The 22,363-nt window shown below is 62.6% G+C and carries 20 protein-coding genes and 1 pseudogene; 10 read left to right on the top strand and 11 right to left on the bottom strand.

Going from position 1 to position 22,363, the window contains the following annotated elements:
• Positions 1-216 precede the first annotated feature (216 nt).
• The 4 genes and pseudogenes from ACSVDO_RS10340 to ACSVDO_RS10325 all read left to right on the top strand — a co-directional run bounded on the left by ACSVDO_RS10340 (position 217) and on the right by ACSVDO_RS10325 (position 8,328).
• Positions 217-462: a hypothetical protein gene (locus tag ACSVDO_RS10340; RefSeq protein ID WP_332539615.1), complete on the top strand. Its 246-nt coding sequence runs from the start codon at positions 217-219 to the stop codon at positions 460-462.
• Between the two features lie 130 nt (positions 463-592).
• Positions 593-889 carry a hypothetical protein gene (locus ACSVDO_RS10335; protein ID WP_332539616.1) on the top strand — a complete coding sequence of 99 codons (297 nt, stop codon included), beginning with the start codon at positions 593-595 and terminating at the stop codon, positions 887-889.
• A gap of 642 nt (positions 890-1,531) precedes the next feature.
• A pseudogene (locus ACSVDO_RS10330) lies at positions 1,532-2,105 on the top strand (IS3 family transposase); the annotation flags it as partial.
• A 229-nt stretch (positions 2,106-2,334) separates the two neighbouring features.
• Complete coding sequence (locus ACSVDO_RS10325; RefSeq protein WP_489596303.1) at positions 2,335-8,328, top strand: DUF4347 domain-containing protein; 5,994 nt, start codon at positions 2,335-2,337, stop codon at positions 8,326-8,328.
• 131 nt (positions 8,329-8,459) lie between these two features.
• Here ACSVDO_RS10325 and ACSVDO_RS10320 read toward each other — a convergent pair whose 3' ends face one another.
• The 5 genes from ACSVDO_RS10320 to ACSVDO_RS10300 form a co-directional block, all read right to left on the bottom strand.
• Positions 8,460-8,759 (bottom strand): hypothetical protein, encoded by a 300-nt coding sequence (locus ACSVDO_RS10320; RefSeq protein ID WP_489596301.1) that lies wholly within the window; start codon positions 8,757-8,759, stop codon positions 8,460-8,462.
• A 3-nt stretch (positions 8,760-8,762) separates the two neighbouring features.
• Complete coding sequence (locus ACSVDO_RS10315; protein ID WP_489596299.1) at positions 8,763-9,563, bottom strand: glycoside hydrolase family protein; 801 nt, start codon at positions 9,561-9,563, stop codon at positions 8,763-8,765.
• Positions 9,560-9,859, bottom strand: coding sequence for a hypothetical protein (locus ACSVDO_RS10310; protein WP_489596297.1), 300 nt, complete (start codon positions 9,857-9,859; stop codon positions 9,560-9,562). Before ACSVDO_RS10310 ends, ACSVDO_RS10315 begins: the two co-directional genes overlap by 4 nt.
• Positions 9,856-10,254: a hypothetical protein gene (locus tag ACSVDO_RS10305; RefSeq protein WP_489596296.1), complete on the bottom strand. Its 399-nt coding sequence runs from the start codon at positions 10,252-10,254 to the stop codon at positions 9,856-9,858. Before ACSVDO_RS10305 ends, ACSVDO_RS10310 begins: the two co-directional genes overlap by 4 nt.
• A gap of 63 nt (positions 10,255-10,317) precedes the next feature.
• Positions 10,318-10,491, bottom strand: coding sequence for a hypothetical protein (locus ACSVDO_RS10300; protein WP_489596294.1), 174 nt, complete (start codon positions 10,489-10,491; stop codon positions 10,318-10,320).
• Between ACSVDO_RS10300 and ACSVDO_RS10295 the strand changes: the two genes are divergently transcribed.
• Positions 10,469-12,382, top strand: a complete 1,914-nt coding sequence (locus ACSVDO_RS10295; RefSeq protein WP_489596292.1) for a DNA cytosine methyltransferase — start codon at positions 10,469-10,471, stop codon at positions 12,380-12,382. The two genes, ACSVDO_RS10300 and ACSVDO_RS10295, sit on opposite strands and share 23 nt — an antisense overlap.
• On the top strand, positions 12,379-12,888 hold the full coding sequence (locus ACSVDO_RS10290) for a class I SAM-dependent methyltransferase (RefSeq protein WP_489596290.1): 510 nt from the start codon (positions 12,379-12,381) through the stop codon (positions 12,886-12,888). The genes ACSVDO_RS10295 and ACSVDO_RS10290 overlap by 4 nt, the downstream gene beginning before the upstream one ends.
• Before the next feature lie 92 nt (positions 12,889-12,980).
• On the opposite strand, the gene ACSVDO_RS10285 is transcribed toward ACSVDO_RS10290, so the two are convergent.
• Positions 12,981-13,184 (bottom strand): hypothetical protein, encoded by a 204-nt coding sequence (locus ACSVDO_RS10285; protein WP_489596288.1) that lies wholly within the window; start codon positions 13,182-13,184, stop codon positions 12,981-12,983.
• Between the two features lie 122 nt (positions 13,185-13,306).
• Between ACSVDO_RS10285 and ACSVDO_RS10280 the strand changes: the two genes are divergently transcribed.
• On the top strand, positions 13,307-13,516 hold the full coding sequence (locus ACSVDO_RS10280; RefSeq protein WP_489596286.1) for a hypothetical protein: 210 nt from the start codon (positions 13,307-13,309) through the stop codon (positions 13,514-13,516).
• Positions 13,517-13,650: 134 nt separating this feature from the next.
• Here ACSVDO_RS10280 and ACSVDO_RS10275 read toward each other — a convergent pair whose 3' ends face one another.
• Complete coding sequence (locus ACSVDO_RS10275; RefSeq protein ID WP_489596284.1) at positions 13,651-15,249, bottom strand: methyl-accepting chemotaxis protein; 1,599 nt, start codon at positions 15,247-15,249, stop codon at positions 13,651-13,653.
• Positions 15,250-15,825: 576 nt separating this feature from the next.
• Here ACSVDO_RS10275 and ACSVDO_RS10270 point away from each other — a divergent pair.
• Positions 15,826-16,716 carry a phage Gp37/Gp68 family protein gene (locus tag ACSVDO_RS10270; RefSeq protein WP_489596282.1) on the top strand — a complete coding sequence of 297 codons (891 nt, stop codon included), beginning with the start codon at positions 15,826-15,828 and terminating at the stop codon, positions 16,714-16,716.
• Between the two features lie 222 nt (positions 16,717-16,938).
• Complete coding sequence (locus ACSVDO_RS10265; protein WP_489596281.1) at positions 16,939-17,220, top strand: helix-turn-helix transcriptional regulator; 282 nt, start codon at positions 16,939-16,941, stop codon at positions 17,218-17,220.
• Here the strand turns inward: ACSVDO_RS10265 and ACSVDO_RS10260 are convergent.
• The gene (locus ACSVDO_RS10260; protein ID WP_489596279.1) at positions 17,202-18,488 is read right to left on the bottom strand and encodes a tyrosine-type recombinase/integrase; all 1,287 of its coding nucleotides are present in this window, start codon (positions 18,486-18,488) and stop codon (positions 17,202-17,204) included. The two genes, ACSVDO_RS10265 and ACSVDO_RS10260, sit on opposite strands and share 19 nt — an antisense overlap.
• A 202-nt stretch (positions 18,489-18,690) precedes the next feature.
• On the opposite strand from ACSVDO_RS10260, the gene ACSVDO_RS10255 reads away from it, so the two are divergent.
• Entirely contained in the window at positions 18,691-19,698 is a 1,008-nt protein-coding gene (locus ACSVDO_RS10255; protein WP_489596278.1) for a D-2-hydroxyacid dehydrogenase family protein, read from the top strand.
• Positions 19,699-19,722: 24 nt separating this feature from the next.
• On the opposite strand, the gene ACSVDO_RS10250 is transcribed toward ACSVDO_RS10255, so the two are convergent.
• From ACSVDO_RS10250 to ACSVDO_RS10240, 3 genes are read right to left on the bottom strand one after another with little or no spacing between them, the layout of a single operon-like run.
• Positions 19,723-20,289 carry a hypothetical protein gene (locus ACSVDO_RS10250; protein ID WP_489596276.1) on the bottom strand — a complete coding sequence of 189 codons (567 nt, stop codon included), beginning with the start codon at positions 20,287-20,289 and terminating at the stop codon, positions 19,723-19,725.
• The gene (locus ACSVDO_RS10245) at positions 20,289-20,723 is read right to left on the bottom strand and encodes a DNA polymerase III subunit chi (RefSeq protein ID WP_332539500.1); all 435 of its coding nucleotides are present in this window, start codon (positions 20,721-20,723) and stop codon (positions 20,289-20,291) included. Before ACSVDO_RS10245 ends, ACSVDO_RS10250 begins: the two co-directional genes overlap by 1 nt.
• A gap of 20 nt (positions 20,724-20,743) precedes the next feature.
• Positions 20,744-22,357, bottom strand: a complete 1,614-nt coding sequence (locus ACSVDO_RS10240; protein WP_489596274.1) for a leucyl aminopeptidase — start codon at positions 22,355-22,357, stop codon at positions 20,744-20,746.
• Positions 22,358-22,363: the final 6 nt, after the last annotated feature.

Raw genomic sequence — 22,363 nt, 5'->3', positions numbered from 1 at the left:
ACCTCCTCGCAGGGCTGTCAAGGCGGTCTGCAGACCGCGGCGCATTGTCCCGGGTCAATTCTATCGGCGCACACGCCGCTGCACAGCGCGGCAGCAAGTGACCCTATGGATGATGGGCCCGGCGCGGTGCCGGCGAGCAGGCTCCAACGAGGCATGCAAGCGCCGCGATGCAGGGTGTGACACGCGATCACAGGTTGTCCTACAGTCGACGCGGCAATGGCCGATATCCAGCACATGACCTACATCGCTGATATGACATGCATCGTCGACCTGCCTCTGGAAAGCCATGAGCACGGTTTTGCCTGCTTTTCCTGCGGCCAGCCACTGGCCTCTTCAGGCGTACGCTATGACGGCAAAGGCGGCAGCATCTTGTTGCACCTGCGCTGCGCCAACGAGATGGGCCAGCGACTGATCGTCGACTCCTGGACCAACCGCCGCAAGCATGTGCATGCCGCCGGTTGACGCGCAGGGCCTGTGCCCGGGTGGGCATGCCGACCGCCTCGGCCGATAATGGGCCATGTCCACCCTTTCATGCCCTTTCTGCGGTCATACGCTGACCGATAGCATCTCGCCTTGCGCCGGGTGCGGAAAAATGCCCTCCTCTGCCGCTTCGACTGCGGGTGCACAGGCGGTTGCGCCCGCGCCGCGCAGCCGTCTGGTGCCTTGGCTCATAGGCCTGCCCGTGGGCGCGTTTGCGGTACTGATGGTCGTCGGCCAGCTGTTGTCCACGCCCGAAAGCAGCAACCAGTGGGTGGCGCGCGAAGCCATCAAGGTCTGCAACAAGGAGGTCGCGCGCGCGCCCGAAGACCGCAAGCGTCCCGACCTGACGCCCAAGGACTGCGCCGACCTCGACGCTGCCTTTCGCAGCCAGTACGGCACCGAGCCCTGATCTGATCGCAGCCACGGCGCGCGCCGGCCGTATATTCCTTGCAGGATATACGTCTTGATACATACCAATGTAATCTGTAACAATCAAACTCGGTATTCGCGCCGCTCGCCCTCTATCACCCATGTATGCACGTTTGTGCATGCGGGACAATGGTGAATACCTGAGGCCTGCCTGGCGCAAGCATGGTGGAAAGCGGGCGAAGCTTTCCACCGCCCTCTATCCTGCCCCAGGCACGCCTGCCACGCACAGGCAAGCTGCCTCCACCTACCCAAAGCCCACGAGCTGGGAGCCCGTCATGAACATTGTCATACTGGATGGCAATGTTCACTATATAGAGTATGGGCATTTTTGGTTGAAACTACGCCAAAAGCTACGCCGCTTTCACGTGCCTGTCCGCGGCAAGCTGTAATGGCTCACAGGACGCATTTAACTGAATCGCCCCGGCTGCACTAGACATCTTCGAGCCTCAAACCTGAGACCCAACAGGAGGTGCCATGACAAACAAGCAGCCATACCCTTTAGAATTCAAGATCGAAGCCGTCAAGCACATCACGTAGCGGGGCCATAGGGCGGCCGATGTATCTGCCCGGATCTGCGTGAGCCACCACAGCCTGTACAAGTGGATCAAGCTACGGCTGCACGCCGGGGATGTCAGTCGGCAAGTCTGCAATGGTCGCGCCAAATCACCAGCAGCGTCAGTTCACTGTGGCAGAACCCAACCCAGTCGTGGGTCACCGACATCAGCTACATCCGAACCCACGAAGGCTGGCTCAACCTGGGAGTCGTCGTTGACCTGTTCTCCAGGCAGGTCTTGGGAGCGTCCATGAGTAGCCGCATCGACACCAGACTGGTCCTTGATGCCCTGCTGATGGCGCCTTGGCGCCGCCAGCCGCAGGCGCCTCTTCTGGTTCACTCCGACCAGGGCTGTCGATTTACCGGCCACGAGTGTCAGATCTTCCTGAATGACCACAATCTGGTCAGCAGCATGAGTCGGCGTGGCAACTGCCACGATAACGCTCTGGCCGAGAATTTTTTTCAACTGCTCAAACGCGAGCGCATCCGTCGTCGGATCTATGCGTCCCGAAGCGACGCACGAGCGGATGCCTTCAACTACATCGAGATGTTCTACAACTAGCAGCGCCGTCATTCGTCAGCAGCAGGGCTATCTCCTGCAGAGTTCGAACAGCGACATTCCCAACCGCTCAACAGTGTCTAGAAAAGCCGGGGCGATTCAGATGGCCGATCAGGGCCAGAGCACTAGAGCTGATCTTAGTACTGCTTTAAGGTGTTTTCGCAAGAACACTCGCGAGGCTCGCTCCGCAAAAAGCATGACTTCGTCGCCAACTCAGAACTATCATACGCAGTGCAGAAATCACAATGCACGGGATGCGCTATCGCTAATCCCGACCTGGATAAAACCGTTCCCTCAAAGACTAGGTGTAAACATGTCGTCAGTCAGTTTTCCAGCGTCCGAAATCACTGCGAGAGAATCACTACAAAACGAAATCGTCTTCATCGAAAACAACGTTGCCGATTACTCCCAGCTCATCGCCGGACTGCAAGAAGGAGTCGAAGTTTACATCCTCGATGCTGCGGGCGATGGATTGGCGCAAATGGCAGAAATTTTGGCTGGAAGAAGCGGCATAGACGCTATTCACCTCTTCTCTCATGGGTCGGACGCGTCGGTGCAACTGGGGACGCTGACACTCGATAAGAACACGCTGCAAAGCCGTCAAGCCGATCTGGCCACGATCGGGCGCTCCCTGAGCGAGGGCGGCGACCTGCTGCTCTACGGATGCGACATCGCGCAGGGAACGGATGGGGCGGCCTTCATCGCCGAACTTGCGCAGGCGACGGGGGCGGATGTCGCGGCTTCGACCGATTTGACCGGCGCGGCGGCCAAGGGCGGCGATTGGGTGCTGGAAAAGGAAACCGGCCAGATTGATGCCTCCGCCATGCTGGATGATAGAGGCGTGGCGGGATTCAGCGGTCTGCTGGCTACCGTGGTTTTTGTCGAAGGATCAACCGAAGACCTGAACATTGAAAGCGGTGCAACGTCCTTCGCCAAGACCATCGATGGCGCAACCTTCACTTTCGCAAGCGGATCAAGTGCCTACCCCGGATCATATTTCGACATCCAGACCATGAACGGTATCCCCGGCGACGGTTTTGCCGGGGTTTATGCACTATCCGCACGCAATGCGGGCGGCGGCGTCGATTTCACGATAACCGTCGAAAACGGCTATACCTTTGATCTTACCGGTTTCGCGGCATCGGCCTCTACGGGCCTCATTCGGGTTTATTACAACGGGATGGCGAGTTACAAGGACTTCAATCTTGGCGCTATCGACACGGAAAAAAACCTGTCCAGCCTGACAGACTTCAATGATGTCACCTTCGTTACGTTTTCCTCCGAGAATTACGCACTCTTCCAAGATTTGATCATCACCGACGTGAAAGCCCCGCCCACGCTAACCACGCCGAGCGCCATCACCTACACCGACACCGCTGCAGACAACACGTTCTCAAACCAAACCGGAACATTGACCGCAAGTTCTTCTGCAGTAACCATCAGCCCTATTGCTTCTTACGGCATCTCCGGGGGCACCGCGGGCGGCACCACCGATATCAGCGGGACGCTTTACGACGTTTCCCGGGCCGGCACCTATGGCACGCTCTATGTAAAGAGTAGCGATGGCAGCTACGTCTATGTGCCCAACGCCACGGCGATCAACGCAAGCAGCAGCGCGCAGAATGAAACCTTCACCGTCACAGCGACCGACAATGCCGCAGCCACCAGTACGGCGACGCTGACGGTCAACATCACCGGTGCAAACGACACGCCTGCCATCACCTCGGGCGCCACGGCCACCGTTGCCGAGAACAGCACGGGTATCGTTTACATTGCCACAGCCAGCGATGCGGATACAGGCCAAACACTGAGCTACAGCCTGGGCGGCACCGATGCCAGTTTGTTCATACTCAACAGCAGCACTGGCGCGGTGAGCTTCAACGTCGCGCCGAATTACGAAGTGCCGAGTGATGCAGGGGGCGACAACGTCTACGACATCACCGTCACGGCTACCGATAGCGGGGCTGGCGCGTTGAATGCGTCTAGGGCGGTGGCGATCACCGTCACCAACGTGGTCGAACTCCCCACCACTATGGTAAATAGCGCGGCTCTGTCTGCCGACACCGGCAGCAGCCTTACCGACTTCATCACCAACACTGCATCCCAAACCATCAGCGGTACGCTCACAGCCGACCTCGCGAGCGGTGAGAAAGTTGAGGTTTCCTACGACAACGGCGGCAGTTGGAGCGATGCTACTCTCTATTCCGTCGGCTCCAACTCATGGTCCACGACGACGACCTTGTCCGGCACCAATACCTTTCTGGCGCGGGTTAGCAATGCAGATGGCAGCGGCACGGCTTACGCGCACGAGTACGTGCTCGACACGACAGCGCCCACCAATACGGTCAGTACCGCCGGCTTCAGTGCCGATACCGGTAGCAGCAACACTGACCTGATCACCAAGTCGGCAGCGCAGACTGTGAGCGGCACCCTCTCGGCCAACCTCGTAAGCGGCGAGAGCGTGCATGTTTCGCTCGACAATGGCAGCACCTGGACGACCGCCACGGCAACCGCTGGCAGCAGTGCCTGGTCGCTGACCGGCCAGATCTTGAGTGCCAGCAGTACGCTGCGTGTCAAGGTGCAGGACGAGGCTGGCAATGATGGTGTCGTGTATTCGCAGGCGTATGTGTTTGACACGACAGCCCCAACCACCACTGTTGCGACGGCCTCTTTCAGCGCCGATACCGGCAGTAGCAGTACAGACTTCAACACCAGCACTGCCGCCCAGACCATCAGTGGCACCTTGTCTGCCAATCTTGCCAGCGGTGAAATTGTCTATGTCTCGCTCGACAATGGCAGCGGCTGGACGACAGCTACGGCAAGTGTTGGTAGCAATGCCTGGTCCCTGGCGGACCAGACTTTAACTGCCAGCAGCATCCTGAAAATCAAGGTAACCGACGCCGCCGGCAATGACGGGAGTGTGTTTTCGCAGGCCTACTTGCTCGACACCACGGCCCCGACCATCACCTTCGACACAATCAGGTTTTCGGCGGATACCGGCAGCAGCAACAGCGACCTCGTCACCAGCACCGCTGCCCAGACCATCACGGCGACACTGAGCGCTGCCCCGGCAGGCGCTGACGTCGTTTATGGATCGCTGGACAACGGTAGCACCTGGACTGACATCACCAGCAAGGTCTCTGGAACCACGCTGAGCTGGAATGGCGTTACGCTGGCTGGCAGCGACACATTCCTGCTGCGCGTTGTCGATGCGGCGGGCAACGTCGGCACCAGCACCAGCCAGGCATATTCGCTCGATACCACCGCCCCACCGGCACCAAGCACGCCGGGCCTGCACTTAGCCAGCGATACGGGCGTCTCCAACGTGGACGGCATCACCAGCATCACCACGCCCAACTTCACAGGCACTGCAGAGGTGGGCTCTACCGTCACGTTGTACGACACCGATGGAGTGACCTCACTGGGCAGCGCCGTCGCAACAAATGGTCTCTGGGCCATCACCAGCAGCATATTGGCACAGGGGTCGCACACACTCACGGCCAAGGCCACCGATGTGGCTGGCAACGTCAGTGCGGCTTCTAGCGGTGTGGGCGTCGTTATAGACACCACGGCCCCCACGTTGGCCATTACGAGCGATGTGCAGGTGCTAAAAGCTGGAGAGACAGCCAACATCACCTTCACTTTTAGCGAAGATCCCGGAGCTTCGTTCACCTGGGATGGCACGATTGGCGATGTGATCGTCATCGGCGGCACGCTTGGCGCCATCTCTGGTTCCGGCCTCACCCGCACAGCAACCTTCACGCCCACAGCCGATATCGACAGCGGATCCGCATCCATCACAGTCCCTGCAGGAAGCTACGCAGATGTTGCAGGCAATAACGATGGTGTCGGCAGTCCGACGCCTGCCATTACGTTTGACACACTGGCCCCAGCTGCGCCATCAGCACCTGACATGGTCGCTGGCAGCGACTCGGGCGCCTCTGACGCAGACAACAACACATCGGAGACCATGCCCACCTTCACCGGCACGGTCGATGTTGGAGCCACGGTCACTCTGTACGACACCGATGGCATCACAGTGCTGGGCACCGATACCGCCGACGGCTCTGGCAACTGGACTATCACCAGCATCGCCTTGACTGAGGGCACGCACACACTGACCACCAAGGCCAGCGATCCTGCGGGCAACTTCAGTGACGCCTCAAGCCCCCTGGGCATGACCATCGACACGACGTTCCCCGCCTTCTCCAGCGCCACAGTCAACGGCACCCAGCTAGTCCTGACCTACACGGAAACCACGACCCTGGATCCCGTCAACGTGCCTATTGCAGGGAACTTTGAAGTACAAGTCGGCAGTACTCCTGGCGCAGTCACAGGCGTAGCGGTCAATGCAGCAGCCAAGACCATTACCCTGACTCTAGCTACAGCAGCCAGTGCAGGCCAAGCGGTCACCGTCGCCTACACAGATCCTACAGTTGGCGACGACACCAACGCCATCCAGGACGCAGCAGGCAACGATGCCGACAGCTTTGGCGCCGCGCCAGCGACCAACCTCACGCCAACGCCACCCCCTCCATCTCCTCCTGCGCCACCACCGGCCCCCGAACCGGTGGTTGATGGCGTGCCCGTGACCACCACCACCGGCGACGGCGGAACGACCATCATCACCGTTCCAATTGTTCGACCCACTCGAGTGGACGACCCCAACACTCCGGATTCGGGATTGGCAGATATTCCAATCGTCAAGACCGCAGGTGGACGCAGCATTCTCGAGGTAGGTGTGCCGGCAGGTGTGGCGGTAAAGGCCCAAGGCGTAGCTACCGGTTTGCGCAGTGATGCTGCCCTCAATGAGCTGCTGACGCGGATCGAGAGCGCCGGCGGCAACACCGAACAGTTGAACCTGGGTCGGACTTTCGATAGCACAGTCAGCCCCACCACGAAGCTGCACATCCAGACGCTGACGTTGAGCACGGGCGCTGGCTTCGACGCCAGCGCGCCAATCGTGGTGCGTGGCAGCGCGCTGCCCGGCGACGGCCTGCAGGCTGTGATTCTCGACGCCCGTGCACTACCCTCGGGCAGCGCCATTCAGGTCGACAACGTGGACTTCGTGACCGTGATTGGCGCAGTGCGTATCATTGGCGGCGCAGGCCAGAACACGGCCAGCGGCGACGGCGCCGCCCAGTACATCGTGCTGGGCGCCGAGGACGACATCATCCATGGCGGCGACGGCAACGACACCGTCGGCAGCAAGGGCGGAAACGACCAGGTCTACGGCGATGCCGGTGACGACATCGTGTTTGGCGGCGCGGGCAACGACCTGCTGTCCGGCGGCTCGGGCAGCGACCGCCTCAACGGCGGCACGGGCTTTGATGTCGCCCTCCAGGAAGGCAAGCGCAGCGATTACACGATCACGCTCGACGGCGCGGGCATCAAGCTGACCCATGGCGTAAGTGGCATCTCCGACTGGCTGGTCGACGTGGAGCAGGTGCGCTTTGCGACCGGCCCGAGTCTGACCGTGGCCTATAGCGAGGCCGAGGAAGTGGCAGCCTTTTTGTTCCAGCAATGGATGGGGCGCGAACCGACGCCGTCCGAAGGCGCGGTGATCCAGACGCTGCAAGGCAAGACGGCCGTTCAAGTTGCCGAGCTGTTTGCCCTGGTGTTCCCGCAGCAGGCCGGCGGCAGGACGGCGCAGCAGCTGCTCGAAGGCATGGGCAGCGCGGGCGCGATCCGCGTGGATGCCGAGCGCGCAACCGCGTTCACGGGCGATGCCGGCGACAACACCTTTACCCCGACACCGGGCCTGGCCTGGTCGGTCGACGGCGGCGCGGGCATTGACACCGTGGTCTTCCCGGCCAGCTTTGCGCAGCTGCATATCGAAGCAGGCGACGCAGGCTACACGCTGCAGCGCATGACCGATGGCGCAATGCTCGAGCTGATGAATGTGGAGCGGCTCACGCTGAGCGACACGAAGCTGGCCCTGGACCTGGACGGCCACGCGGGCCAGGCCGCCAAACTGATAGGCGCGGTGGCCGGCGCCGCGTTCCTGGACAACAAGCCGCTGGTGGGCGAAGTGATTCGCGCTCTGGACGCGGGCATCAGCGCGCAAAGCCTGGCGCAACTGGGCCTGCAATTGCTGGGCGCGTCCACGCCGGGTCAGGTGACGCAGTTGCTGTGGACCAACGTGGTGGGCAGCGCGGCCACGCCAGTGCAGCTGCAACCGTTTGTCAACATGATGGCGCAGGGCGTCACAGGCGGCGAGCTCGCAGTGCTCGCAAGCAATCTGGACCTAAACGCCATGCGCATCGACCTCGTAGGCCTGGCAGCCACAGGTATCGAGTTCGCCTGACATGTGAATGGTGGAGGCATAGCGCCTCCCCCACCACTCCGGCATTCGAGGCAAGTTGGCCGGTGGTATTGGCCAGTCCAAGGGCATATTCAGCGGCTTTGCCGCTCAGGCCATACCATATGCGCAGCAAGTCACTCCGGTGAGATGAGCGGTCGCTTGCAGTTCTCCAGGGCTGCAACCAGCTTCATTTCGTAGCCCTCGCGCCGGTCAATCTCGGCAAGGGACGCGCGCAGCAAGTCGAAGGGGTCCGCGTCGTCGGCCAGGGACTCAGTCGGCATGCTCGGGCGGCCCGGGGTTGCCTCGCGGCACGCCACGGGCACGGGCACCTTGACCGTCTGGATCTCGACATGGGGCGCGCTTGCGCATCCGACCAGGGCAAACAAGCCAGCCAACGCCACAAATTGCGAAATTGCGAAAAATCGAAATTTCATGGCTTAGCCCTCCCCTTCAGCCAGGCCGCCCCCAGGGCCTGAGCGCTCGAACATGCATCGCCGGGCGCGGCCGGCGCCGTGGATAACGTGTAGTCGGCGCGCTGGTTCAGCACCTGAGCGTGCGCGGCCGCCGCGGCGCGCGCCGGTTCGACCTGGGCTTGCCGCTGCGCTGCCGCACTCTCCAGCCCCTCGACACCATCGCTGCAGGCCTGCGCCGCGCGCGCCGTCGCGCTCACGCTCCACAGCGGTGACCGAGGTGCGCGTGGCCGCCGTTGCATCGCGCTGGCCCAGGTAGGCCCAGGTCAACACGCCATTGGCCGCAAGGCTGACCAGCAGCAGCACGGCCAGCAGCTGCCAGGCGTAGGCTTTGATTTGGCCGATCATTGCCACACCCCCGACCGCATCTGCACGGACAGGCGCTGCGCGCGCCGGCGTCTGCGTGGCCCACTTGCTGTGCAGCATGCCGGCTGCAGCGCCCGCGTAGTCGCCCGCCTTCACCATGGCCAGGGTATTCTTGAAGCCCAGCAGGCCGTCGACACCCATCTGGAACGCCATGTTCAGCATGACGCCGAACCGCGCCGGGTCGAGCTGGGCCATCCACGGCGCGCGGCGCAGTAGCTCGGCCTGGCGCTTGTCGATGTCATTGCTAAGCAGGTAGGCAGATTCCTCGGCTGTGATGCCGCCGCCCTTGCGCTTGTCGATCATGCGGCCCACGCCGATCGTCAAATAGCCCAGATGGTCTGTGTAGGCGTTGAGCACTTCGCCCTCATCGCGGCGCAGTTGCTTGGTCAGTTCGGTTTTCATGCGTCGTCCTTTCTTCGCATCGGGTGGGTCTGGCCATACCAGCGCACCACGTTGATCGCCAGCCCTGCGAGCACGCAGCCGGCAAGCAGCACGCCGCCCACCGTGGGCCAGGAGCCCCACAGCGCCGGCTGCATGCCGCTGGCCAGCGCGCCGGCCAGGAGCAGCGAATACTTGGCGCGCGCCGCGCGGAATCGCCGGCAGATCTCGGAGTTGAGCCGACAGAGGCAGGCCCAGGCGATGCCCGCGCAAATGATCAGGTTCAGCACGGCCAGCAGTTGATGGGTTTGCCATGTCATGTCGAACCTCCATCGCCGCCCGCGCGGCGCTCCAGAATGCGGCCGGCGTGCTGCAGAAGCCAGCGGCCCAGGCTAGGCCAATCGTCGCCCACGCCACCGACCACCAACGCGATCGGCGCCAACAGCCAGGCGTGGTCATCCCCACCAAGCCACCGGCCCGCGAGCTGGGCCAGGCTCACCGTCACGAGGACAGCGGTAGCGTTGAGTCGCAGGAAGTACCAGGCGGCAGACAGCCGCGCCGCGGGGTCGCGCCGGCCTAGCGCCCAGCCCGCGCCGACCGTGCAGCTGATGAGGATCACGGCATAGGGGCCGATGACGCCGGCCAGCGCCGGGCCAAACAGCACGCCGGCAAGGGCGATGGCCACGGAGACCGGGTCGAGTTGATTTGTGCCCATGTCAGGATCTTTCAGCAGGCGAAAAAAACCCCGCCGTAGCGGGTGCGGGTGGAGCGGCGCCGGTCAAAGCGTGACCGCCATTCGGAACAGCTCGTCCAGCTGCTCGGGCGTGCCGCCAAGCTGCGCCCACATGGCTTGCACGAATGGGTTGTCGCGCTCCCAGATGCCTGCCTCGTACTCAATCTGCGCATCGCGCCGATCAAGGGGATCGGTGATGGCTGCGATTGCCGCCTCCACATCGTCAAGGTGCCCGTGGACCAGCAATGCTCGCTGGCCCTGGCGGCGTGACGCATTCACCCTGCCGCTGGCCTTCCCGGGCGAGCTCATCATCGACAACTTCGCCGGCGGCGGCGGCACCAGCACCGGCCTTGAAGCCGCGTTCGGGCGCCCGGTCGACATCGCGATAAACCACAACGCCGAGGCACTGGCGATGCACGCCGCCAACCACCCGCACACTCGCCACCTGTGCGAGAGCGTTTGGGATGTGGACCCGATCGAAGTCACCCAGAACCAACCCGTGGGCCTAGTGTGGCTGTCGCCCGATTGCAAGCACTTCAGCAAGGCCAAGGGCGGCAAGCCCGTGGAGAAGGAGATCCGCGGCCTGGCATGGATCGGCGTTCGCTGGGTCATCCGCACCAAGCCGCGCGGCTTCATGCTTGAGAACGTAGAAGAGTTGCAGACCTGGGGGCCGCTGCTGATCGACGAGGACGGCAACGCCCGCCCCGATCCAGCCAAGAAGGGCCAGACCTTCCGCGTGTTCAAGCAGATGCTCACCACGGGCGTGCCACTGTCGGAACGCGAAGGCAACGAGTCGATCGAAGACGCACGCGCCGCGCTGTGCACCCGGCCATTGGCGCTGAGCCAAAGCGAATTCGCCCGCCTGCTGGACGGCATGCACTACTCGGTCGAATGCGCCGAGTTGAAAGCCTGCGACTACGGCACCCCCACCATCCGCAAACGCTTCTTCATGGTCGGCCGTCGCGACGGGCTGCCCACCATCGCGCGGCCGCCGGTGACGCATGCAGCACCAGGCAGCGAGCTGGCGCGCAGCGGCAAGCTGAAGCCCTGGCGCACGGCCGCCGAGTGCATCGATTGGTCGATCCCCTGCCCGTCCATCTTCGAGCGCGCCCGCCCGCTGGCAGACGCCACGCTGCGGCGCATTGCTAAGGGGATCATGCGGTACGTGGTGAATGCAGAGCAGCCGTTCATCGTGCCTGGGAATGCCGCCGGCATCGCCCCGTTCATGACAGAGCATGCCAACAGCTCAACGCAGCGGGTGTTTTCCGTGGAGGACCCAATGCGCACGCAATGCGCCCAGGTCAAGGGCGGTCACTTCGCACTTGTCTCGCCCACATTGATGCAAACCGGCTACGGCGAGCGGAAAGGCCAGGCGCCGCGGGCGCTGGACATCGGAAAGCCGCTCGGAACCGCAGTGGGAAGCGTGAAGCATGCGCTCGTCGCGGCCTTCCTCGCCAAGCACTACACCGGCGTGGTCGGCAGCGATCTGAGCGACGGGATGGGCACGGTGACCGCAGTGGATCACCACAGCCTTGTGTCGGCGCACCTGGTGCACATGGGACACGGCGAAGGCAAGGACGGAACGAAACGATTCAGCCACGCTATGCGCGAAGTCGAAGTGCCACTGAACACAGTGGCCGCCTCCGGCATGCCCGCCGCCATTGTCACCAGTAACTTGGTCAAGCTGCGCGGCACCAGCAGCGCCGCGGCTACCGATGGGCCATTGCACACCGCCAGCGCTGGCGGCCAGCATCACGCCGAGGTCCGCGCGTTCCTGCTCAGCTACTACAGCACCGACCGGGACCCGAAGATCGGAGGCCCGCTGCCCACGGCAACCACAAAGGACCGTTTCGGGCTGGTGACCATTCACGGCCAGGACTACCAGATCGTGGACATAGGCCTGCGCATGCTGACGCCGCGCGAGCTGTTCAAGGCCCAGGGCTTCCCTGACACCTACATCATCGGCGACGACGAAAGCCAGGGTCTAAAGCTCACCAAAAGCGCACAGGTGCGCATGTGCGGAAACAGCGTTTGTCCACCGCTGGCCGAGGCCCTGGCCCGCGCCAACTTCGCCCATGAGGCACAGATTTACGGAGTGACAGCAGCATGAACACCCTCACCACCCAGCAAGTGCTGGACCCCTGCTGCGGCAGTCGAATAATGTGGTTCGACAAGTCGGACCCGCGCGTCATCTTCGGCGACCAACGCAGCGAAACCCTCGTCGTCACCGGCCGCTCCCACCGCGAAGAGGGCACGCGCACGCTGACGATCAACCCGGATGTGCAACTCGACTTCCGCGCGCTGCCCTTCCCCGACGGCCGATTCAAGCTGATCGCGTTTGATCCGCCGCACCTGGTTCGCGCTGGCCCGAGCAGCTGGTTGGCAGCCAAGTACGGAAAGCTGGGCACCGACTGGCGCGACGACCTGCGCCAAGGCCTCGCCGAGTGCTGGCGAGTCCTCGCGCCAGACGGCGTGCTGGTGTTCAAGTGGAACGAGACCCAGGTGAAGGTCGGAGAGGTCCTGGCGCTCGCGCCCGCCGCGCCGCTCTTCGGCCAGGTCAGCGGGCGATCGGGAATGACCCACTGGCTGGTGTTCATGAAACCTGCCCCGGAGTGACAGCAGCATGAACCAGCGCACCCTCTCCCGCCCCCAGCGCGCAATGCTGGTCAACTCATTTGGAACCCGCAGGCGCAGGCCCATGTCGTGCGCTAGGCACTGTGCTGATTTGCGTTCTGTCGGCGGTCCTCAAGCATCTGTCGACTCTCTTCGATGGCCTGCTGCAGCGCTTGCCTGTACTGGGGCTTACGCAATGGGTCGATCACCTGAGCACGATAAAACTCGACGTCGCCAGGATTTTTCACCAGTGCTCTGACCACTGCTTCTCGAACAAGCCGAATTGCTGTTTCGTTCATACGGCTCTCCTTCGATCTGCGGCAGCCACTCTGTGAGGTTCGATATTAGTGTGACTGCTGACACCCATTTGCAAAAAATATTCATGCCCGCGATAGCGAGATTTTTCACTGCAGAGGGCGTTATGAAGCAATCCCTATCTAGGCCCCAGCGCGCAATGCTGGCCAATGCCATCACCGGCCGACCGCTCGAGCACGGCCTGGCCCGAATTCACCAGTCCGGCCCGCTCAGCACCGCCCAGGCCTTACACCGCAAGGGAATGCTGGCCGGCATCAATCACCTGCCCACGGCCGCAGGCCGCGCGGCACTGGCGACCCCAGCAGCATTCTATTAGTCAAAATGCGAGCAATCCGGAATAGGCTGCGGGATACATGGCGTGTTTATGACCAAGACCACGCTGTGCCGCGTGGGCAAGCCTGCTGACATTGCACATGCAGCTATCCATGCCCGGCGGCACATAAGCACGTGCTACGTCATCGCCAATGCGGGCGCAGGCGAATCCGAACCCAGCCGGAACACCCTCACAGCCTGAACTAATTGCTTGGCCTGCACGTTGAGGCTGTCGGCCGCAGCTGCAGACTCTTCAACCAGCGCGGCGTTCTGCTGGGTGACCTGATCGAGCTGCGCAACCGCATCGCTGATCTGGCCGATACCTGTGGTCTGCTCGATGGTGGCGGAACTGATTTGACCGATTAGGTCGGTGACCTGCTGCACTTGGCCAACGATGACCTGCATGGAGGTGCCAGCCTCATCGACCAGCTGACCGCCTGCGCTCACAGCGTCCACACTGTTGGCTATAAGCGTCTTGATCTCCTTGGCCGCTTCGGCACTACGCTGCGCCAGGCTTCGCACTTCACTTGCGACCACGGCAAAGCCCCGGCCCTGTTCACCTGCGCGTGCGGCCTCAACCGCCGCATTGAGCGCCAGAATGTTGGTCTGAAACGCGATGCCGTCAACCACGCTGATGATGTCTGCGATCTTGCGCGATGAGGTATTGATCTCGGCCATCGTAGCCACTACCTGCTCCATCACTTCACCGCCCTGGCGCACGCTCTGACTGGCGCTATTGGCCAATTGCGTGGCCAGGCGGGCAGTCTCTGCATTGTGCTGCACGGTGCTGCTGATCTCTTCCATAGAAGCTGCCGTCTGCTGAAGATTGCTAGCCTGCTCTTCTGTGCGCTGTGACAGATCGGCATTGCCTACGGAAATCTGGCCGGATCCTGTCGCAATGCTGTCGCTGCTGAAGCGCACGGAACTCACGACGCGGCGCAGCGATTCCTGCATGGAGTGCATGGCGTGGACCACGGAGCCATCTTTGGCCTTGGACGTATCGATGCGGGTCGTCAGATCGCCATCGGCAATCGCGCTAGCCATCTTTGCCACCTGGCCGGGCTCGCCGCCCAGCTGGCCAGTAAGGCCGCGGGTGATGGTCACACCCAGCACGACTCCCACTACCACGCCACCCAGCGTCAGCACTAGCAGCAGGATACGGATGTTCTCAAAAATGACGTCGGTTTCATCTTTGAGGTTGCTGGCTTGGGCCATACGCCGGTTCACCAATTGGGTCATCAGAGCGTCGGCCTTGTCGGCAATAGGGCGCACCACCGTGAACAGTTGCTGCGTGGAACCCAGCACTTCTATGAGCGGCTCGGAACGCAGCAAGGCCACTGTTTGATCCGACGCCTTGATGTACGCCTCCACCGAGACACGAGCGTCCTCCAGCATCGCCTTGCCTTCAGGCCGGGTGAACGACTTAGACGCCATCTGCAATTGCGCGAGGGTGTTCGACAGGCGCTGCTCACGATCTTTGAGGTGGGTATCCCGGTCATTACTGGAATAGGACAGCATTGCGCTGCGCAGGGCACGGGTAGCGGCCAGTAGCTCGATGTTGGCATCGGCGATCTGGCGCATACCTACGGTTTCGCGCTCGTACATGGTGTTGGCGAGCTCGTTGATCTCCCCCGCCTTCAGGATTCCTTGAAGACCAATCAGTGCCGCAATGGCTGCGACCGCAAGAAACCCGACCAGCAACTTGGTGCCTACGGACCAGTCTGAAAACAACTTCATTTCTACTCCAAGAGGGATTATTTGGCGCCGTTCCAGCAGGCGTGCCAGTTGCGGTTCTTCAGCACCGACGCCTCTGGTGGCCATCAATTATTGCAAAACGTAACATCAATAATGATAGCAGCATCTTGTTGCTTTTTTTATACAACTATGGCGTAAATGGAGCTTACAGACCAATCAATCCAGCTCTGACCCATTGAGAGTTCCATTGATCAGAATGCCAAATACGCCACGCAGGTCACGTCCTACAGCACCTAGGCGTTAAATCCCACAGAGATTTCTTAAACACCATGGATATTTCTTTTCAATACATGATTCCCCTCATTGCGGATATTTATAGGCATTCACGAGTGAGATGGAATGAAAAAAGGCATACACAGGCAAGGCCTCAGACAAAGCGAAACGCATATCTCGCGCTGCATACCATTCGGGGCCATAGCCGCAAGGTTGGTGCTGCTGAATTGATAGCCAAATAACGTACGCACTCTCGATAACGCCACGCGGACTACCAGGACCCCGGATCCGCCTCAACCAACCACCAGCCCCGCCATCGAGCGGGGCTGCTTTTTTGGAGAACTCATGTCCGAAAACAGCAAGATCGAGTGGACAGACCACACCTTCAATCCCTGGGAAGGCTGCCAAAAGGTCGGACCCGGCTGCGACCACTGCTATGCCAAGACGCGCAACGCGCGCTTCGCCGGCGGCACGACCATCAACCTGGGCCCCGGCGCGGCGCGGCGCCGGACCAGCGCCAGCAACTGGGAACTGCCGAAGCGCTGGAATGCCCAGGCCGAGGCCTTCATGAACCAGCACGGCCGCCGCCAGCGCGTGTTCTGCACCAGCTTGGCCGACGTCTTCGACAACGCCGTGGATCCGCAGTGGCGCGAAGACCTGTTCCGGCTGATCGAGGCCACGCCCAACCTGGACTGGCTGCTGCTGACCAAACGCATTGGCAACGTGGGCAACATGCTCCCTGTGCCATTCGACTTCGCCAAGCAGTATCCCAACGTGTGGCTCGGCGCCACCATCACCAGCCAGGCAGAAGCAGCCCGCGACATTCCCAAGCTGTTGGCGCTGGAAGCGCGCGTGCGGTTCTTGAGCATGGAGCCGCTGCTGGGCTCGGTCGACCTGACCAGCGTGATGGTGGCAAATGGTGTCATGCGCAACATGGTCCGGGCCATTCAGCGCCTGGACTGGGTGATCGTTGGCGGCGAGAGCGAACCCGGCGCGCGGCCCATGCATCCCGACTGGGCGCTCAGTCTGCGCGACCAGTGCGCCGATGCCGACGTGCCCTTCCTGTTCAAGCAGTGGGGCGAATGGGGGCCAGCCGACGGCCCTGCGTTCATGGCGGCGGGCGGAAAGCGCAGCGATCTCTACGTATGCATGTGGGGCGAAATGGCTCGTGTCGGCAAGAAACTCGCTGGCCGCCTGCTGGATGGCCACACCTGGGACGAGGCTCCCGCGCCATGACGACCAGCGCCAGCACCTGGGAACAGGCCGATAAGGCATACCAGCTCCACCACATCAACTGCCCACAGTGCATTGCCGCCGGCGCCGCGCCCGGCAAGCGCTCTGGGACACATACCAAGCTGCAGGCGATCCGCCCCACTTCACCTGGCTGCCAACCCCAACGCAACCGCGTTCCTCGAACTCGTCCAGCCTACCCCCGAAGGGCGCTCCTTTTACGAGCAAATGACTATGACCACCGTAACAATTTCACCCCGCGTCGTCCCCAAAGAAATCGCAGCACAACTCTTGAGTCTTTCCGTGAAGTCGTTTGAGCGCCTTGTGGCTCAAGGCAGCATCCCCAAGTCCAGGCAGCTCAGCCCCAATCGAGTAGGCTGGCTGGTCAGCGACATTGACTCATGGGCTGAAAAGCGCCCCGTTTCAGAGCTGCTGCCGCCCAGCAACACCGGAGCCCCAAAGCCTAGAAACAACAGGCAGGGTGAGGCCGTCTATGTAGGAGAGGCCTGAACAATTGCATCCAGCCTCTCCGCATGGCGCTGCAGCCAGTGAAGCTTTTCAGCGTCATAGCGGTATCGGTTATATACGCCTGCCACACCTGCAGTGACATGCCCCATGATGGCCTCGCCAACTTCTTCAGGGCAACCGATCTGAGCAAGCATCGTGCGCCCTGTCCTGCGCAAATCATGCGGAGACCAGTGCGTCACCTCCAGCCGCGCCCGCTCCCAACCTGGTCGCGTCTTGCTATAAGGCTGCTTCGAATGCACCTGGGTCTGCACGTTCGTCTGCTGGATATGCCCGGAAGCATGCGCACCCGGAAACAGAAATCCATTGGGATTGTCTGCCAGCCGCCGTTTGACGACGTCCGCGGCACGACCTAAAAGCGGAACTCGAAAGTCATTGGCGCTTTCCCTTTTCTTGTTCTTGGTGAGGCTCCTGGGCAGCATTGCCCACAACACCTTTCCCTCTTCTCTAATGTGGCTTGCGTGCAATGCGCAAATCTCCACTCCCCGAGCACACGTCCACAGGTATAGCGTCAGCACATCCTGTACCGCCGGCGACAGCTTGGGATAGTCTGCCACGATCAACCTCCGCACCTCTTCAGGCTCGAGCACTCGCTTATCCGAACCCTTGTGCTCGCCATCACGCAACTGGCCCTTGCTCTGTAGCTTGCGCTTTAGGATCTGCCGCCACCAGTTGGGAACATCTGCGCTCAAACGACCTGAATCATGGGCATATTCCCAGGCCCCGCCCAGCTCCTGGCGCAGGCTATTCGCCATCACAGGCCTATCGGCCACGGCTTGGATCGCTTCAAAAGCTACGCTGCGCGTAACTGCCGAGGGCTCCAAATGCGCGATGGATGCGATGCCACGAGTGAGGCGCGATCGCAAAGCCTTTGCGTTTTTGGCTTCACGGTTGCGCTCGATGTAGTCGGTGAGATAGTCGCCTACCAGACGCCCAACGGTGTAAGCCCCCTCTTTCGCCTCAACTGCTGCGGCCTGCTTTCCCTGCCTCTCTGCCTTACGCTCGAGCGACGGATCGCGTCCGGAATCACGAATTTGGCGCAACCCCTCCCACCTAGCAACAGCAGCCGTGAACGGCATCGCTGGCCACTGAGCAAATTTGATTTGTCGCATGCGCCCATCGACTGGCGACTTGTAACGGTAAATCCAACTTTTACTTGCGTTACTTGCATCCAGACGTAAGCCTGGGCACCCATGTACGACAATATAGGCACCGGGCTGCAGCGCCTTTGCTGTCCGCGCATCAAAATACATTGCACTCCCTGCCAGCGTAGCTTTCCTACAGTCCGAAATGAGGTTACGCCAAAAGCTACGCCAATTAGTGAAGTGTACAGGGCATGTGGTGACGATGCCGTGACTTGAGGCAAGGTTGCCGAAAGTCCAAAAAAATTAAGCAAATCAACGGCTTGCGTTGTTTTCCCCTGTAAATTCAAGCACTTAGGCAGGTGATTTAACCATGAACATTGTCATACTGGACGACTACCAAGACGCCGTACGCAAGCTGCATTGCGCTTCCCGCCTGGATGCGCTCAATGCCAAGGTCTACACCAACAACGTCAAAGGCCTGGGCCAGCTTTCGGTGCGACTGCGGGATGCCGACATCATCGTGCTGATACGCGACCGCACTGCGATCACGCGACAACTGATAGAGAAGCTGCCGCGTCTGAAGCTGATCGCCCAGACCGGCCGCGTGGGCGCGCATATCGACGTCAAGGCCTGCACCGACCATGGCATTGCGATCGCCGAAGGCGTGAGTTCGCCGGTTGCTCCCGCCGAGCTGACCTGGGCGCTGATCATGGCGTCCATGCGCCGCCTGCCGCAGTACATCGCCAACCTCAAGCATGGCGCCTGGCAGCAATCGGGCTTCAAGTCCGCGTCCATGCCGCCCAATTTCGCGCTCGGCAATGTGCTGCGCGGCAAGACGCTGGGCATCTGGGGTTACGGCCGGGTCGGCAAGATCGTGGCCGGCTACGGCCGCGCCTTTGGCATGAACGTGCGCATCTGGGGCCGTGACGCTTCGCGCGCCGAAGCCCTGGCCGACGGCTACCAGGCGGCCAACACGCGTGAAGAGTTCTTCTCGCAATGCGATGTGCTGAGCCTGCACCTGCGCCTGAGCGAAGCCACCGAGCACGTGATAGGCCTGGACGACCTGTCGCTGATGAAGCCCACGGCGCTGCTGGTCAACACTTCGCGCGCCGAGCTGATCGAGGCCGATGCGCTGGTCGCCGCGCTGCAGCGCGGCCGCCCCGGCATGGCCGCGATCGACGTGTTCGAAAGCGAACCCATATTGCAAGGCCATGCGCTGCTGCGCATGGAAAACTGCATCTGCACGCCGCACCTGGGCTATGTCGAGCAGGACAGCTATGAGCTGTATTTCGGTACGGCCTTCGAGAATGTCGTGAATTTCATCCAGGGCATGCCCACGCAGATCGTCAATCCCGACTATCAGCGGGTCGCGCGCTGAACGCGCGCGCGGCATCGGCGATGATCAGCGGACTCTGAATCCCGCGGCGCCGCCGTCGGGCTCGCGCTCCTGTGCGATGGCTTCCTGCACCGTCTGGCGCACCACCGATTCGAGTTCTTCCTGCAGCCGCAGCGTCACCGAGCGCGTCTGCTCCTGCACCACCTGGGCGATGGACTCGCGCAGGCGCTGGTCCAGCACGCGTTCCACGCGCTCGAGCAGGCGCTGCACCAGCCGCTCCTCGGCCTGCATCTGGACCTGGGCCCAGGCGACGGCGTCGAGTTCGGGGCTGGCTTCGGGCTCCTGCTCGGCGAGGCTGGGCAACACCGTCTCGGCCAGCGGAAAACGCGCCGCCGACCCCGAGGCCGGCGACGGCGAATACACCACGCGCGCGCCGGGATGCAGTTCGGGGATTGCAGCATGGGGCGCGGGCGCCTGGGCCGCCACGTCCCGAGAGGCGTAAGCCTGCACCGGCACGGCATGCGCAGCGGGCTCGGGCGCTGACGCCTGCACGGAACCGTGAGCCGGGTCCTGCACCACATCGGTCAAGGTCGGCACATAGCGCGGTGGCGCCTTGGCATTGGACAAGTCCATCACGCCCCTTTCAGCACCAGATCATGGCGCACGATGTTCAGTCCCAGGCCCGCATAGTGTTTCCAGCGCACACGCGCCTGGGCGCGGTCCTGCTCGTCATGCGCGCTCACCACTTCGACCACGCGCGCAAACGGCGCGAAATGCGCCGGCACGCTGTCCCAGAGGTTGAGCAGCAGGTCCTGGTGCGGCGCACAGCGCTCGTCCTGAACCAGCACCACGGGCGAGGCCGCGAACACCTGCGCGTCGTCGCCTTCGCAGGCATGGGCCAGGAAGTCGGGCGGCGACAGCTTCCAGAGCATCTGCGACAGCGCCTGCGTCACCGCCTGCGGCCCGGTCACGACCACGCGCGCATCGTTGCGCAAGGCCTTGCGCACGAAGCGGCAGACATAGGCCAGCCTGTCGGGCGCGTTGAAATGAAAGGCGACTTCGGTCATGGTCACAGCGCTGGCGCCACTCAAAGCAGCGTATCGGTCGCGGCGTCGGGCGCGCCGGCCGCGGGCGTGATCGTCTTGGCGACGGCAGCCGTCGTGTCGGCCGCTGCCGGCAGCTTGGCCGCCTTGACAGGCTTGGCGGCCTTCACCGCCTTGCCGGCCTTGTCACCCTTCACTGCCTTGGCCGCCACAGGAGCGGACTTGGCAGCTTCAAGCAGGTAGTGCACCAGCAGGCCCACGGGACGGCCCGTGGAGCCCTTGGCCGCGCCGCCCTTCCAGGCGGTGCCCGCGATGTCCAGATGCGCCCAGGCCATGTCGCCCACGAAGCGCTGCAGGAACTTCGCGGCCGTCACCGCGCCACCCGCACGGCCCGCGACGTTGCCCATGTCGGCGAAATTGCTCTTGAGGCCTTCGGCGTAGTCGTCGTCCAGCGGCATGCGCCAGCACAGGTCCTGCGCCTCCTCGCCCGCGTTCTGCAGCGCCAGGGCCAGCTCCTCGTTGTTCGAGAACAGGCCGCTGCGCAGCCCGCCCAGCGCGACCACGCAGGCGCCGGTGAGCGTCGCGATATCGACCACGGCGCGCGGCTTGAAGCGCGCGACATAGGTCAGCGCGTCGCACAGCACCAGACGGCCTTCGGCGTCGGTGTTGAGGATTTCAATGGTCTGGCCGCTCATGCTCGTGACCACGTCGCCGGGCTTCACGGCGCGTCCGTCTGGCATGTTTTCGCAGGCCGGGATCAGGCCGACGACATTGATTGCCGGGCGCAGTTCGGCCAGGGCACGGAACACGCCCAGCACGCTGGCCGCGCCGCCCATGTCGAACTTCATCTCGTCCATTTCGGCCGACGGCTTGAGCGAAATGCCGCCGGTGTCGAACGTGATGCCCTTGCCAACCAGGGCCACGGGCGCGTCGCCCTTGGCGCCGCCCTGGTAATGCAGCTCGATCAGGCGCAGTGGCTCGGCCGAGCCCTGGGCCACGGCGAGAAACGCGCCCATGCCGAGCTTGGCGACTTCGGCCGGACCGTGGATCTTGCACTCGATGCCGGGCAGCTTGGCCAGCGCCTTGGCGGCGTCGGCGAGCAGCGTGGGCGTCGCATGGTTGGCGGGGCGATTGGCCCATTCGCGCGTCGTGCCCTGGCCCAGCGCCAGCGCCACGCCGCAGTCGAACGCCGCCTGCGACGCGGCCTTGGAAGGCACGCCCAGCACCACCTTCTCGAGGCTGCAGGGCTTGGCCGAAGGCTTGGTCGTGGCAAAGACATAGGTCGCGTCGGCAATCGCCTGCACCGCAGCAGTCAGCGCCGGCGCAGGGACATCGAAACTGAAGCACACTACAGCGCGCTTGAGCGCGGGCGCGCTCAACGCCGGGCCGACAGCGGCCAGGGCCTTGCGAACGGCCTTGGCCGAGCCATCGCCCGCACCCACCAGCAGCACCCGGCGCGCAGCGATGGCGGGCAGATGATAGAGCGACAATGACTTGCCGGCTTCGGTCTGCAGGTCGCCATGCTTGAGGGCCAGGGCCACAAGCGAGGACAGGGGATCGGACGCGGCGGGCGTGGGCTCGGCAACGAGCAGCACCAGCAGGTCGGATTTTTCGTTGGCGGCAGCCGCGATGGTCAGTGCCTTGAGATCAAAGTTCATAATCGG

The organism is Comamonas sp. DB36, assembly GCF_057914905.1.
The sequence above is the reverse complement of the archived record's forward strand: the minus strand, read 5'-3'. Positions and strand labels throughout refer to the sequence as shown.

Bases quoted from the DNA above. Each gene is read 5' to 3' on its own strand.
- ACSVDO_RS10315 (WP_489596299.1), bottom strand. From the start codon at position 9,563: ATGAAAACCGAACTGACCAAGCAACTGCGCCGCGATGAGGGCGAAGTG.
- ACSVDO_RS10305 (WP_489596296.1), bottom strand. From the start codon at position 10,254: ATGGGCACAAATCAACTCGACCCGGTCTCCGTGGCCATCGCCCTTGCC.
- ACSVDO_RS10275 (WP_489596284.1), bottom strand. From the start codon at position 15,249: ATGAAGTTGTTTTCAGACTGGTCCGTAGGCACCAAGTTGCTGGTCGGG.
- ACSVDO_RS10285 (WP_489596288.1), bottom strand. From the start codon at position 13,184: ATGAACGAAACAGCAATTCGGCTTGTTCGAGAAGCAGTGGTCAGAGCA.
- ACSVDO_RS10320 (WP_489596301.1), bottom strand. From the start codon at position 8,759: ATGAAATTTCGATTTTTCGCAATTTCGCAATTTGTGGCGTTGGCTGGC.
- ACSVDO_RS10335 (WP_332539616.1), top strand. From the start codon at position 593: ATGCCCTCCTCTGCCGCTTCGACTGCGGGTGCACAGGCGGTTGCGCCC.
- ACSVDO_RS10340 (WP_332539615.1), top strand. From the start codon at position 217: ATGGCCGATATCCAGCACATGACCTACATCGCTGATATGACATGCATC.
- ACSVDO_RS10280 (WP_489596286.1), top strand. From the start codon at position 13,307: ATGAAGCAATCCCTATCTAGGCCCCAGCGCGCAATGCTGGCCAATGCC.
- ACSVDO_RS10270 (WP_489596282.1), top strand. From the start codon at position 15,826: ATGTCCGAAAACAGCAAGATCGAGTGGACAGACCACACCTTCAATCCC.
- ACSVDO_RS10260 (WP_489596279.1), bottom strand. From the start codon at position 18,488: ATGTATTTTGATGCGCGGACAGCAAAGGCGCTGCAGCCCGGTGCCTAT.
- ACSVDO_RS10325 (WP_489596303.1), top strand. From the start codon at position 2,335: ATGTCGTCAGTCAGTTTTCCAGCGTCCGAAATCACTGCGAGAGAATCA.
- ACSVDO_RS10265 (WP_489596281.1), top strand. From the start codon at position 16,939: ATGACTATGACCACCGTAACAATTTCACCCCGCGTCGTCCCCAAAGAA.
- ACSVDO_RS10255 (WP_489596278.1), top strand. From the start codon at position 18,691: ATGAACATTGTCATACTGGACGACTACCAAGACGCCGTACGCAAGCTG.
- ACSVDO_RS10250 (WP_489596276.1), bottom strand. From the start codon at position 20,289: ATGGACTTGTCCAATGCCAAGGCGCCACCGCGCTATGTGCCGACCTTG.
- ACSVDO_RS10245 (WP_332539500.1), bottom strand. From the start codon at position 20,723: ATGACCGAAGTCGCCTTTCATTTCAACGCGCCCGACAGGCTGGCCTAT.
- ACSVDO_RS10240 (WP_489596274.1), bottom strand. From the start codon at position 22,357: ATGAACTTTGATCTCAAGGCACTGACCATCGCGGCTGCCGCCAACGAA.
- ACSVDO_RS10310 (WP_489596297.1), bottom strand. From the start codon at position 9,859: ATGACATGGCAAACCCATCAACTGCTGGCCGTGCTGAACCTGATCATT.
- ACSVDO_RS10290 (WP_489596290.1), top strand. From the start codon at position 12,379: ATGAACACCCTCACCACCCAGCAAGTGCTGGACCCCTGCTGCGGCAGT.
- ACSVDO_RS10295 (WP_489596292.1), top strand. From the start codon at position 10,469: ATGGCTGCGATTGCCGCCTCCACATCGTCAAGGTGCCCGTGGACCAGC.